Origin of the sequence: Leuconostoc sp. UCMA20149 (genome assembly GCF_030400235.1) — a bacterium.
Classification (GTDB): domain Bacteria; phylum Bacillota; class Bacilli; order Lactobacillales; family Lactobacillaceae; genus Leuconostoc; species Leuconostoc pseudomesenteroides.
On the sequence record NZ_VJYC01000001.1, the window covers coordinates 226164 to 238682 of the forward strand.

At 39.3% G+C, this 12519-nt stretch carries 12 protein-coding genes; 10 read left to right on the forward strand and 2 right to left on the reverse strand.

Annotation, left to right across the window (positions count from 1 at the left end; all coding sequences use genetic code 11):
* The first annotated feature begins 251 nt into the window (after positions 1-251).
* The 5 genes from fucP to deoD are packed head-to-tail and all read left to right on the forward strand — an operon-like array spanning position 252 to position 5405.
* Complete coding sequence (gene fucP, locus FF105_RS01370) at positions 252-1604, forward strand: L-fucose:H+ symporter permease (protein WP_010280053.1); 1353 nt, start codon at positions 252-254, stop codon at positions 1602-1604.
* Positions 1567-2586, forward strand: a complete 1020-nt coding sequence (locus FF105_RS01375) for a DUF4432 family protein (protein WP_010280050.1) — start codon at positions 1567-1569, stop codon at positions 2584-2586. The genes fucP and FF105_RS01375 overlap by 38 nt, the downstream gene beginning before the upstream one ends.
* A 1-nt stretch (position 2587) precedes the next feature.
* Entirely contained in the window at positions 2588-3514 is a 927-nt protein-coding gene (rbsK, locus tag FF105_RS01380; protein ID WP_010280047.1) for a ribokinase, read from the forward strand.
* Positions 3511-4701: a phosphopentomutase gene (locus FF105_RS01385; RefSeq protein ID WP_010280045.1), complete on the forward strand. Its 1191-nt coding sequence runs from the start codon at positions 3511-3513 to the stop codon at positions 4699-4701. The genes rbsK and FF105_RS01385 overlap by 4 nt, the downstream gene beginning before the upstream one ends.
* Positions 4698-5405: a purine-nucleoside phosphorylase gene (deoD, locus tag FF105_RS01390; RefSeq protein ID WP_010280042.1), complete on the forward strand. Its 708-nt coding sequence runs from the start codon at positions 4698-4700 to the stop codon at positions 5403-5405. The genes FF105_RS01385 and deoD overlap by 4 nt, the downstream gene beginning before the upstream one ends.
* Positions 5406-5453: 48 nt before the next feature.
* Here the strand turns inward: deoD and FF105_RS01395 are convergent, their stop codons facing one another.
* Complete coding sequence (locus FF105_RS01395) at positions 5454-5984, reverse strand: TetR/AcrR family transcriptional regulator (RefSeq protein WP_010280040.1); 531 nt, start codon at positions 5982-5984, stop codon at positions 5454-5456.
* Positions 5985-6079: 95 nt separating this feature from the next.
* Here FF105_RS01395 and FF105_RS01400 point away from each other — a divergent pair, with 95 nt between their 5' ends.
* Positions 6080-6874, forward strand: a complete 795-nt coding sequence (locus FF105_RS01400) for a hypothetical protein (RefSeq protein WP_010280038.1) — start codon at positions 6080-6082, stop codon at positions 6872-6874.
* 75 nt (positions 6875-6949) lie between these two features.
* Here FF105_RS01400 and FF105_RS01405 read toward each other — a convergent pair whose 3' ends face one another.
* Positions 6950-7567: a TrkA C-terminal domain-containing protein gene (locus FF105_RS01405; protein ID WP_010280036.1), complete on the reverse strand. Its 618-nt coding sequence runs from the start codon at positions 7565-7567 to the stop codon at positions 6950-6952.
* 199 nt (positions 7568-7766) lie between these two features.
* Here FF105_RS01405 and FF105_RS01410 point away from each other — a divergent pair, with 199 nt between their 5' ends.
* From FF105_RS01410 to FF105_RS01425, 4 genes are all read left to right on the forward strand, one after another.
* Positions 7767-8963, forward strand: coding sequence for a quaternary amine ABC transporter ATP-binding protein (locus FF105_RS01410; protein ID WP_010280032.1), 1197 nt, complete (start codon positions 7767-7769; stop codon positions 8961-8963).
* Complete coding sequence (locus FF105_RS01415) at positions 8950-10671, forward strand: ABC transporter permease/substrate binding protein (RefSeq protein ID WP_010280029.1); 1722 nt, start codon at positions 8950-8952, stop codon at positions 10669-10671. The genes FF105_RS01410 and FF105_RS01415 overlap by 14 nt, the downstream gene beginning before the upstream one ends.
* Before the next feature lie 293 nt (positions 10672-10964).
* Positions 10965-11264: a hypothetical protein gene (locus FF105_RS01420; RefSeq protein WP_010280025.1), complete on the forward strand. Its 300-nt coding sequence runs from the start codon at positions 10965-10967 to the stop codon at positions 11262-11264.
* Entirely contained in the window at positions 11248-12498 is a 1251-nt protein-coding gene (locus FF105_RS01425) for a glycosyltransferase (RefSeq protein ID WP_010280022.1), read from the forward strand. Before FF105_RS01420 ends, FF105_RS01425 begins: the two co-directional genes overlap by 17 nt.
* The last annotated feature ends 21 nt before the right edge of the window (positions 12499-12519 follow it).

The following is a 12519-nucleotide window of genomic DNA, read 5'->3' on the forward strand; positions in this document are numbered from 1 at the left end:
TATTAGCCAAATAATATAATGATAATGAAATGCTTAATAAACTAGATTTCATCACTACTATTCTTATAAATATTAGGAAATGAACATTAGTGTGCAAGCACTTTGTGAAAAAAATACAATGTCATGACTAGCTTTTGAGGAACAGCAGTGCGTTGTATTGCGAACAAATGTTTGTGAAGACGATTATTGTCATTGTACGCTCAAAAAAGGTCAACTATGCTAGGTGAATAGTGACATTGGAGGAAAAAATAATGACAATATTTAAAACAAAAGCAGTTGTTCAGGCAGATGGCTACCTGAATAAAACACCCCCTTTTCAGTTTATTTTACTATCACTCATGTTTCCATTATGGGGGGCTGCAGCCAGTTTGAACGATATTTTAATTACGCAATTTAAAGCAGTGTTTACGCTGTCAAATGTTGCCAGCGCATTTGTACAAAGTGCATTTTACTTGGGCTATTTTGTATTGGCTATTCCAGCCAGTCGCGTGATTCAAAGGACGAGTTATAAAGTTTCAATTTTAATTGGGCTCGGACTGTATATGGTTGGGTCGCTATTATTCTTTCCAGCCAGTCAAATGGGCACATATAGCGTATTTTTGATTGCAATATTTGTTTTGGCAACAGGATTAAGTTTTTTGGAAACTAGTGCCAATACTTATTCTAGCTTGTTAGGTCCTAAGCAACATGCCACTCTGAGACTCAATATCTCGCAAACATTTTATCCTGTGGGATCGATTTTAGGTATTATATTGGGAAAATATCTTATTTTTGGCAATGGGAAAAGCTTGGCGCAACAGATGGCAGGAATGAACGCCAGCGAAAAGCTCTCATTTGGCCACAAAGCCTTGGCACACACATTGTTGCCTTATCAATTCTTACTTGTGGTGTTGGGGGTCGCTTTTATTATCTTGATCTTGACGCAATATCCAAAGAAAAAACACCAGCCGTTAACTGCCGGACACCCAAATGCCAAACTCTTTGACACACTCAAGTATTTATGGCAAAACAAACCTTTTACAAAAGGCATTCTGGTTGAATTTTTCTATGTTGGTATGCAAACAGCAGTTTGGAGCTTTACGATTCGGCTTGCTTTGACGTTGAATAGTCATTTTAATGAACGATATGCTAGTAATTTTATGATTTATGCCTATGTTGCTTTCTTTGTCGGTAAATTTATTGCCAACTTGTTAATCCCAAAATTTGGTGCAGGTCATGTTCTTCTGTCGTACGGTGTGATGGGTATTGTGGCATTGCTCTACGTCACATTGGCACATGATGTTTCAGCATTATATGCCTTAGTGTTAGTGAGTGGGTTGTTTGGACCGGGTTGGGCAACCATTTATTCGGAAACGATTAAGACGGTTCAGGTGCCAGCTCATCGTGAGACAGCCGGTGCTATTTTGGTTATGAGTATTGTTGGTGGCGCGATTTTGCCACTGATACAAGGTGCTGTCGCTGATATGACGGATATGTCTACAAGTTTCAGTATTGATTTAATCGCTTTTGCCGTTGTCGCTTGGTTTGCCAAGACAATGGTGCGGCAAGAAAGAGAGGCACAACAGCATGACACAAAGAATCAATTTGCCGGAGAAATTATTTGACCAAGAACCTTATAACATTTATCAAGATGAGCATTTTACGGTGACGACCATGCAATATGATACAGGCGTTGCTGGTTTGAAAATAAGTAATAATCGTGGCTACATTGTGATACTACCTTTTCAAGGTTTCATGATTTGGGATGCCGTTTTTGATCAATTATCTCTGAAAATGGCATCGGCATTTGATAAACCTTATTTAGGAACGCAGGTGACTGATACGTATGGTATGTTTCAATTTACATCCGGCGTTTTAGCCAGCGGTACGCCTAGTGAGACAGATCAGCACCCATTACATGGTGAATATCCGATGACCAAGCTTGACCATATTTATTTAGAATTTGACCAAGATAATATCATAATTGGCGGCGAGTATGAGTATGTAAAAGGATTTGGATATCATTATCGAACCCATAATACTGCTATCATGCACGCAGCTTCAGCATTGATAGATATTGGATTAAAAGTGACTAATCTCAGCAACTATCAAACTATGCCGTTGCAATATTTGAATCATCTCAATTATTGCTATGTTAATGGCGCCACGATGTCAGCTAACGTACCAGAGAATGCACTGAAATTAAGACGATCAATTCCAGCCCATGTCAAGCCGACAGCCAACTGGCGGGCATTTAACAGAGAACTGCAAGCAAGTGGTGATGTCATTGAGGTGCTAGATGATGGTAGTCGTTTTGATCCAGAAATTGTCTACATGTCAACAGATTTGCGTCCGTTAGTTGACCGAGCTGTTTTTAAAATGTCACTACCAAATGGACCGACATGTGTTACGTCATTTAACACAAAAGAATTACCGTTTGTTACGAGATGGTTGTTACACAATCCTGATCAACAAGTAGCGGCATTTGCCATTCCAGGTACGAGTCACCCAGATGGGCATAACGCTGCTAGTCAGGCAGGCACTTTAATTCACCTTGCGCCTGGTAAAACACAGTCATTTACGGTTACGACTGGAATTGGAGAATAATATGATAAAAGATATTGATGTATTAGTCATTGGATCAAACGTAATGGATTTAATCAGTTATGTTGATCGTTTACCTCATAAAGGCGAGACAGTTGAAGCACCAAGCTTTGAAATGGGATTTGGCGGAAAAGGTGCTAACCAAGCAGTAGCTGCCAGTCGATTAGGCGCTCAGGTCGCAATGCTAACGTGTGTTGGCAACGATAATTTTGGTGTAGAAACACGCGCCAATTTCGTGGCGAATCATATTGACATCAGTGGTGTATTAACAGGGCATCAGAGCAACGGCGTGGCGCCAATTTTTGTTGAAAGTAATGGTGACAACCGTATCTTGGTTGTGCAGGGTGCAAACACTGAACTCACACCAGAAGTATTGTTGGATAAAATCGACTTGATAAAACGGGCAAAGGTTATTGTGTTGCAACAAGAGGTGCCCATGCCAACTAATATTAAGGCCATTCATTTGGCTAAAAAATATAATATTCCGATTATATATAACCCTGCACCGGCTCATAAATTACCGTTGGATGTTTTACCAGCTGTGGATTACCTAATACCTAATGAATCTGAATTAACTGCCATTACCAAAATGCCAGTGTCAACAGTTCAGGAAACCAAAGCTGCTGCGCGACGATTGTTGTCATTTGGCGTGGCAAATGTCATTGTGACAATGGGCGACCGTGGCGCACTTTGGATAACTGCAGGTCAAGAAGCAACATTAGTTGATGGTCAAGATGTCAATGCCATTGATACCACTGGTGCAGGTGATGCGTTTGTCGGGGCATTTGCACATTATTTTGCTCGAGGCGAGTCACTTGAAACTGCGATTATTCAAGCCAATGCTTATGCTGCATTGTCGGTTATGACACGTGGTACGCAAAAATCTTATCCCAGCGTCAGTCATCACATGACAAAGGAGGTGCACGCATGAAGTCTTTCAAACGAATTATGGTCATTGTTTTAGACTCAGTTGGTGCTGGTGCAGCGCCTGATGCAGCTAGCTTTAATGATGTTGGTTCTGATACGATTGGGCATGTTGCGCATGTGTATCATGGTCGGCTTCATTTGCCCAATTTACAAGCAATGGGATTGGCAAATTTGCATCATGGTGGTCTTGAGGGTGTTAGCGTCGAAAGTCAACCCATTGGTGATTTTGGTACTATGCAAGAAGTATCCGCTGGCAAAGATAGTATGGATGGTCACTGGGAAATGATGGGTTTGCCTGTTATGCAAGCTTTAGCGACATTTCCGAATGGGTTTCCCGATGAGCTGATCAACAAAATCTCTGAATTTGCAAATCGAAAAATTTTGTTGAATCGCCCTTATTCGGGGACAGAAGCGCTCAAGGATTATGGCGAAGAACAGATGGTGACTGGGGGACTGATTGTTTACACATCTGGAGACTCGGTGTTACAAATTGCAGCGCATGAAAACGTTGTGCCGGTAGCTGAGCTGTACCGAATTTGTGAATATGTACGTACTTTAGTAAATCAGCCGCCATATCAAATCGGGCGTGTAATCGCTAGACCGTTTGTGGGTCATGATGCAGGTGATTTTAAACGGACTGCCAATCGTCGTGATTTTTCTCTTAAACCCACTGGGGAAACGGTATTAACAAAGTTACAAAAAATGAGTGTACCTGTGGTTGGCATTGGTAAAGTTCAGGATATTTTTTCCGGTGAGGGAATTGATACGGCTTATCATAATGAAAGCAATGACAATGGCATGGTTCATTTGCAGCATGTGATGGACACGACACCTAATGGTTTTGTGTTTACTAATTTAGTCGATTTTGATGCTATGTACGGGCATCGCAGAGATCCGATTGGTTTTGGACATGCTTTGATGGCATTTGATCAAGAACTTGGTGATGTGTTAGGCAAGATGAATCAGGACGATCTTATTATGGTTACAGCTGATCATGGCAACGATCCAACTTTTCAGGGTACTGATCATACACGTGAGGTCGTACCCTTATTGAGCTATTCACCAAGACTGACTCAATGCGGACAGACGTTAGGCAGACGCCGAACATTTGCTGATCTTGGGGCAACGGTTTTGGAAAATTTCGGTGGGCAACTAGATAATGGGACAAGTTTTTTAGGAGAATTACAATGAGTACACATATTGATGCAAAACAAGGTGACATTGCAGAAGTCGTCTTGTTGCCGGGCGATCCCTTACGGGCAAAGTTTATCGCTGAAAATTTTTTGGCAAATGTCACCCAATACAACACGGTTCGTAACATGTTTGGATATACAGGTACTTATCAAGGCGTGCGGGTTAGCGTGCAAGGTTCTGGCATGGGTATTCCGTCATTGTCAATTTATGCCACAGAGCTAATTCAAGATTTTGGGGTCAAAAAAATAATTCGTGTCGGTACAGCTGGCGGATTGTTACCTGAGCTAGAAATTGGGGATGTCTTGTTAGCAGAAGGGGCGTCAACAGATTCCAATGTCTTACAAGCAACCTTTGGACAGGCAATCTCTTTTGCACCTTTAGCTAGTTTTGAGTTGTTGTGTCAGGCACATCAATCTGCTAAACAACTTGATATTCCTGTGCGCGTTGGTAATATTTTTGCTGCTGATCGTTTTTATAATGATGAAATTGATAATCATAAATTGGCGCAGTATGGTGTTATGGCTGTCGAAATGGAGTCAGCTGGTTTATTCTTGATTGGCGCTAAATATCATGTTCAAACACTCAGTATTTTGACAGTGAGTGACAATTTAGTGACTCAAAAATACGCTGATGCTAAAATGCGCGAGACTGCATTTCAGGATATGATGCGTTTGGCTCTTGCAACAGCTGTTGTAGTTTAATTTTGCTACTAAAATAGTGATGCATTTGTTGACAAATGTCATCACTTATCAATTGAGTGCAATCAGTGTGCTAAATATCTTTTTGTTTGTTTCATTTAATGTTGCTTCAGTTATCCGCCCATTACTTTTGAACCAAGTGATATAGGATTTGATTAACCCAGAAGAAATATAGACATTAACGAGATATTTCTGCTGTTCATTTTGTATATTAAGTGAATCATTTAGTGACACTAATAATAATTCTTCCAATCGCTGCACTAATTTGTAGTGCGCATTATTCAAACAAAGTTGACGGAATCCAACAAAGTTGCTTTTTAAAATACGATCAACAGTCTCGACTAAAGACTGGGGTGTGTTGTGGGAATGATTCAAGTTATTGACCACAGTTTCGTATATTTCATATTGGTATTCATCAAAAATGTCTGAAATTTTGCTGTAATGAATATAAAAAGTTCTACGACTTATGGCTGCATTTTGACATAAATCGACAACGCTAATCTTATCTAACGTCTGATTTTCTAATAAATCGAACAGGCTCTGCCGTAATGCTGTTTTTGTTTGTAAAACGCGTTTATCCATTTTTAATACACACTTTCTGATTATTTGTTGCTAAAGTCCTTTAATTAAAGTATATGATACTACACATATAATAAAAATAAAGGAAGTGTTTTGTCATGTGGGATTTTTTTAATGCTATTTTTGCAAGTTATAATGGCACAGGTTATCAACTATCTCAATTTGTGAAAGCCTTTAGTCCAAGTAATCCGCACTATTATTTAGTGCTGATGATTGGTGGGTTGACCTTTGCCATAGGTTTTATTGAATACATTTATAGTTTTCTACTATTAAAGGTCGAGGGGAGTTCGCCGTATAATATATTGATGCATTCCTATTATTTCGCAATTGACTCAATGGGAATAATTGTGTTTGCTACTGCTTCGCATGCCGTTGGTGGTTTTTGGATATTTACTGCAGCAGCAATAGCAGAAGTCATATGGTCGCTGTTTGAAGTTTATAATCTGATTATGTGTGTCTATGTTGAGAGGGAAGAAATATGGGGTGACATCTCTATCAAAGAAGCGTGGCAACGAGTTACAGGCTGGGTAATTGTAATGATTGTCACTGTCAACTTATTCAGAGTATTTATGAATGATCCAGCAATGTTTAAATGGTATATTTTCACTAATATCTTAATGGCTATTATGCCAGGGTTATACTGGGAAAAGCGAGGTACGCAGGTTGGGGCATCGTGGGGATTGGCCCTTGTCATATTAGTTGGTACTATTAATTCATTTTTACCAACCAACATGTGGGCGCTCGTCAGTCCCTACTTCTCAATTTCTAATAACCCATGGTTCTATGTGGTAGGTATCGTTGCCATCTTCTTTGCCATCAGAAATCTTTGGGTATTGAAACATTTACCAAGTAAGAAAGAAGTAATGCCATCTGGTAAAAAATATATCTGGTAATGTCAACCAGTTGATTTTATAAAGACAAAAGCGGTCGCTATCTAATGTTAGCGACCGCTTTTCATGTGAAATGTTTTATTGATAGAAGAAATGTTGGACGGCTTGATAACTAGTATCATTGCCAACGAAATATAAAGTGTCGCCGGACTCAATGACAGCATAAGGGCCAGGCGAAACAATCAGATCTTCATTGTGCAAAATGCCGATGACAGTGGCGCCGGTATTTTGCCAAAGGTTTAGCCCACCAATTGATTGATTTAACTTTGGACTTGCTTGATCTAACACTAATTCATATGGTGTGAGAGGATTGTGTTGTTGCACACGTTGCGTTTGTTCAAACAAAATTGATAATGCACCTGATAAATTATCAAGTGCCGATTTTTGCTCGTCAATGAGATCGTTGATTTGAACATGAATATTTTGAATATTAGTTGTTTCTGCTGCCTGATTCAAAAATGACTTGGCTTTTTCCCGTGATAAAATTTCGACGCCACTACCATGAACGGCACGCACAATATCCAAATCTGACAAGACATTAATTGCTTTACGAGCTGTTTCCGCAGACACGCCAAATGTAGTTGATAGCGTCGAGCGCGCATGGAGTTTGGTACCAACACGGTATTCATTATTAACAATTTTTTCTGCAATTAAAAAAGCAATTTTGCGGTAACGCGGTTCTCTGATTTTGGGCATTTTATATTATCCTAATAATTAAAAATTTGACACAAGTGGCAATTTGTGTAAAAATATAAGTTGTCACTTGAAGTAACAACCTGATAATTACAATGGGTTGTCACTTTATTTTATAGTTAAATTCGAAAAGAATCAAGGAGGAATGTGACACGCGCAGTATTGTTTTATCCCAATCACTGTGTGATGTGCATGCTAAAAAATGTCTAAAGTAGAAATTAAGCATTTAACCAAGATTTTTGGTAAGCGCCCTAAAGCGGCACTCAAAATGGTTAAGCAAAACAAAAGCAAAAATGAAATTGTCGAAAAGACAGGGAGTACAGTTGGTGTCTACGACATTAACATGTCAATTGAAGAGGGCGAAATATTTGTCATCATGGGGCTTTCTGGATCAGGAAAGTCAACGTTGATTCGCTTGTTAAACCGGTTAATTGAACCGACAGATGGGCAATTGTTTATTGACGGTCAAGAAATTACGAATTTGACTAAAAAACAAATGTTATCAATTCGTCGCAAAAAGATGAGCATGGTTTTCCAAAACTTTGGTTTATTTCCACACCGTACCTTACTTGAAAACACAGAGTTTGGGCTAGAAATTCAAGGTGTGCCAAAAGCGCAGCGTCGTCAGCGCGCAGAACAGGCTTTGGATAATGCGCAACTATTATCATTTAAGGATCAGTATCCTAATCAGCTATCTGGTGGTATGCAACAACGTGTTGGATTAGCTCGTGCACTGACCAATGATCCTGACATTTTGTTGATGGATGAGGCTTTCTCGGCGTTAGATCCGCTAGTACGTGGTCAAATGCAGGACGAATTATTAGATTTGCAGGCTAATGTTCAAAAAACAATTATTTTTATCACGCACGATTTGAATGAGGCGTTGCGTATTGGTGACCATATTGCCATCATGAAAGATGGTCAGTTGCAACAGGTCGGCACTGGAGAAGAAATTTTGACTAATCCTGCAAATGATTATGTCAAAACGTTCGTTGGTGATGTTGATCGCACAAAGGTTTTGACGGCTGATAGCATTATGATTCCGGCATTAACTTCTAATATCTCAGTTGATGGACCCACAGTTGCCCTACGCAAAATGTCTGCTGAAGAAGTCTCTGGTGTTGTGGCGGTTAACCGTCATCGCCAATTTATTGGTTATTTGTCATCTGAAGCGGCGGTTTCAGCTCGACGTGACAAATTGCCACTGGCTGATGTTGTTGTTGAAATGCCGACCGTCAAGCCAGATACATTGATATCTGATATCATGCCGATTATTTATGATGCACAAACACCAGTAGCTGTTATTGATGATGATAACCGTTTGAGAGGGGTTATCATTCGAGGTGCTGTGCTTAAAGCGTTAGCAGATACGGAAGGAGACGGTGATGACAACGCATAATCTGATAAATATTCCAAAACTGCCGCTTGAAGATTGGCTTAGTGGTTTCGTTTCATGGTTGACGACCAACTTGTCTGGTTTTTTCAATGCAATTCAGCAAGCTGGGCAAGCCATTATGGACACCATCACAAATGCGTTGATGGCGGTGCCGATGCCATTGATGATTATTGGTATCACAGCGTTAGCATTTGCAATGACCACTAAAAAATATGGTTTCCCCATTTTTGCTGCTTTGGGCTTAATGTTAATTGCCAACCAAGGGCTTTGGTCCGATTTGATGAATACAGTGACATTAGTATTGATGGCATCAGTTGTGTCGTTAATTATTGGTGTTCCTTTAGGTATTTTAATGGCCAAATCGCCAAAAACGGCAGCTGTTGTACAACCTATTTTGGACTTTATGCAAACAATGCCTGGCTTTGTTTACTTAATTCCAGCCGTTGCTTTCTTCGGTATTGGTGTTGTACCAGGCGTGTTTGCCTCAATTATTTTCGCACTACCACCAATGGTTCGTATGACCAATTTAGGTATTCGTCAAGTACCAGTTGATTTAGTTGAAGCTGCAGATTCATTTGGTTCAACCACTTGGCAAAAGCTGATTAAGTTAGAGTTACCAAATGCAAAAAATACAATTCTGGCTGGAGCTAATCAAACAATTATGTTAGCCTTATCAATGGTTGTAACAGCTTCTATGATTGGTGCGCCTGGACTTGGGCGTGGTGTTTTGTCGGCGGTGCAACACGCTGATGTTGGTTCTGGTTTTGTGAATGGATTAGGACTAGTTATTTTAGCCATTATTATTGACCGATTTGCACAAAAGTTCAATACAAAGCCAGGACAAAAAGCGCCACTTAAGCCATGGCGTCGTTGGACAATTGTCGTTGCTTTGCTGGCTATTGTTGGTGGTGGTGTTGCTAATGCCATGACAACTAGTCAAACGACTGGTCAAAAAATTAACATTGGTTACGTCGAATGGGATTCTGAAGTTGCTTCATCTAATGTTTTGGCAGAATCACTTCGCCAGCATGGTTATGATGTTACTTTGACACCATTAGATAACGCTGTTTTATGGCAGTCATTGGCAAACAACCAAGTTGATGTTTCGGTATCCGCTTGGCTGCCAAACACTCACAAAGCCCTTTATCAAAAATATAAAAATGATGTGACGCTTTTGGGACCAAACTTAAAAGGCGTTAAAACCGGCTTAGTGGTGCCTGATTATATGTCAGTAAACTCAATTAGTGATTTAACCACTCAAGCTAATAAAACAATCACTGGTATTGAACCTGGGGCAGGAGAAATGGCGACTGCCGAGAAGACGTTGAAGGCTTATCCGAACCTTTCGGGTTGGAATTTGTCATCATCATCATCTGGTGCCATGGTGTCTGCTTTGGCTAAAGCCTATAAAAATAAACAAGATATTGTAGTGACGGGTTGGTCACCACATTGGATGTTTGGTAAGTATCACTTAAAGTATTTAGCAGATCCTAAAAACACCTTTGGTTCTGCAGAAACAATTAACACGGTTGTTAGTAAAAAACTCAAATCATCAGATCCAAAAGCCTATCAAGTATTAGACAAATTCCATTGGACAAAAGACGATATGGAGTCAGTCATGTTAGAAATTCAAAATGGTAAATCACCAAAACAGGCGGCGGCTGATTGGATTAAAAAACACAAAAAGTTAGTTGATAGTTGGTACCAATAATTACCATCAACAATTAAAAAGTTTGACTTGTTGTATCAAAGCAATAGGTCAAACTTTTTTTGATGTCATTATTGCCGAGAAACTAACTAATAAATTTATTACGCTTAAAAATAGTCATATAGTTCATCATTAATTCTTATCTCTTCACAATTTCTTGGTCTTCAGGTCGTCAATCGCTCAAATTCAATTGTTATCATTATTGTATTAGTTAAACAAGCACTTATAAATTTGGTCACATGATGTGTTTGTGAAGATAATGATATCGCATTTGACAATAATATGGAGAATTTAAGATGGAAAAAAGTAATAAACAAAAAGTAAGAACACGATTAACGATTGGCGCAATTATCATGAGTGCTATGGTATGGCTACTATTCGTCATATTTGCGCACCATTCTTATGTGATGTTATCAGAAGGATTTATCAATAGTATTGGTTTCCCGTTTCATCCAAATTTGAATACGGTAGCATTAATCCGTCAAGTTATTTTGGTAGCGACTGCAGTAACGCTGTTATATACCGCTTTAATGACTTTCAGTCATAATTTAGTGGTGAAGAAAGTGAGCGCCACAAAAAATGTTACTAACAATTGAGATCATTTTAATCTTATTAGCGATTTATCCTGTTTTAGGGGCACTCAAATGGTCGTGTGGCTTACTCTTTTATTTAATTTTGAGTAAGAGAAATCATGAATTTCCAAAACAAAATCATGATTTAGATGAAGTTTTTGCTGTGATTCCGGCCTATAATGAGGAAAAAACCTTGTTGACAACGATTCAGTCAGTCAAAAATCAAGGGTTGGATAACGATCACATTATGGTGATTGACGACAACAGTAATGATGAAACCGTCAAAATTGCCACAATGGCGGGCGTTAGAGTATACACGAAAAACGAAAATAAGGGGAAGGCTGATAGTCTTAATTATGCAATCAAATTAATTGATGAATTAGCTGATCCAAATAAGACTGCTTATTTGCTCTCAATTGATGCTGATACGATTCTGCAAGCTAATGGTGTGCAACGATTATTAGACTATTTTTACGGGCATAATTATGGCGGCGTGACAGCTAATATGGATGTTGCCAATCGTGAAAATGCTTTAGCAAAGTCTCAAGTTGTCGAATTTAGTTCCATAGTTGGTATCATCAAACGTGCTCAGGTCGCTATGACGGGCACAATGTACGCTTATTCCGGCGCAACGACATTGTATGCAATGGCTGCTTTAAAAGAGGTTGGTGGTTTCAGAGAAGATCGCGCGACGGAAGACATTAGTATAGCATTTGATCACTCTTTGAATGGCTATGATGCTGGTTTCGCCCCAGATGTTAAATTTTATATGAATGTGCCAACAACATTGAGAGATTTATATCGTCAACGAAAACGTTGGGCAAAAGGTGGCATTGAGGTGCTATTCACTAATCTATTGACATCACTTAAGCGTCCTAAAATTATTATGATGTTATTTGATCAATTTTTAACGATTGCTTGGTCGTTTTCATGGTTGATTATGTCAATTTATCTAGCCTATCGTTTGTTAACAGAATTTTTGAGCGGTGACTTTTATGCCTTGGGTGGGACCATAGGGATATCGTTGATTGTCATGACCTTACAAATTGTTGTGGGAACAGTTCAAATATTTATTGCGCTATTAGTTGATGATAATGGTAGTAAAATGGATTACTTCATGTTTGCGCCATTGTACTTATTGTTTTATTGGATTGTAAATCCTTTGACGATTATTACGCAGTTCGTACCCGCGTTATTGTCGGTTTACGCTGGCATGGATAAGGGAACGTGGCAATCTCGCGAAAGAAGTGTTGACTAAAGTAATATTTTAATCCAGATG

Excerpts from the sequence above, each read along its gene's own strand:
- fucP (WP_010280053.1), top strand. The coding sequence starts at position 252 with ATGACAATATTTAAAACAAAAGCAGTTGTTCAGGCAGATGGCTACCTG.
- FF105_RS01375 (WP_010280050.1), top strand. The coding sequence starts at position 1,567 with ATGACACAAAGAATCAATTTGCCGGAGAAATTATTTGACCAAGAACCT.
- rbsK (WP_010280047.1), top strand. The coding sequence starts at position 2,588 with ATGATAAAAGATATTGATGTATTAGTCATTGGATCAAACGTAATGGAT.
- FF105_RS01385 (WP_010280045.1), top strand. The coding sequence starts at position 3,511 with ATGAAGTCTTTCAAACGAATTATGGTCATTGTTTTAGACTCAGTTGGT.
- deoD (WP_010280042.1), top strand. The coding sequence starts at position 4,698 with ATGAGTACACATATTGATGCAAAACAAGGTGACATTGCAGAAGTCGTC.
- FF105_RS01395 (WP_010280040.1), bottom strand. The coding sequence starts at position 5,984 with ATGGATAAACGCGTTTTACAAACAAAAACAGCATTACGGCAGAGCCTG.
- FF105_RS01400 (WP_010280038.1), top strand. The coding sequence starts at position 6,080 with ATGTGGGATTTTTTTAATGCTATTTTTGCAAGTTATAATGGCACAGGT.
- FF105_RS01405 (WP_010280036.1), bottom strand. The coding sequence starts at position 7,567 with ATGCCCAAAATCAGAGAACCGCGTTACCGCAAAATTGCTTTTTTAATT.
- FF105_RS01410 (WP_010280032.1), top strand. The coding sequence starts at position 7,767 with ATGTCTAAAGTAGAAATTAAGCATTTAACCAAGATTTTTGGTAAGCGC.
- FF105_RS01415 (WP_010280029.1), top strand. The coding sequence starts at position 8,950 with ATGACAACGCATAATCTGATAAATATTCCAAAACTGCCGCTTGAAGAT.
- FF105_RS01420 (WP_010280025.1), top strand. The coding sequence starts at position 10,965 with ATGGAAAAAAGTAATAAACAAAAAGTAAGAACACGATTAACGATTGGC.
- FF105_RS01425 (WP_010280022.1), top strand. The coding sequence starts at position 11,248 with ATGTTACTAACAATTGAGATCATTTTAATCTTATTAGCGATTTATCCT.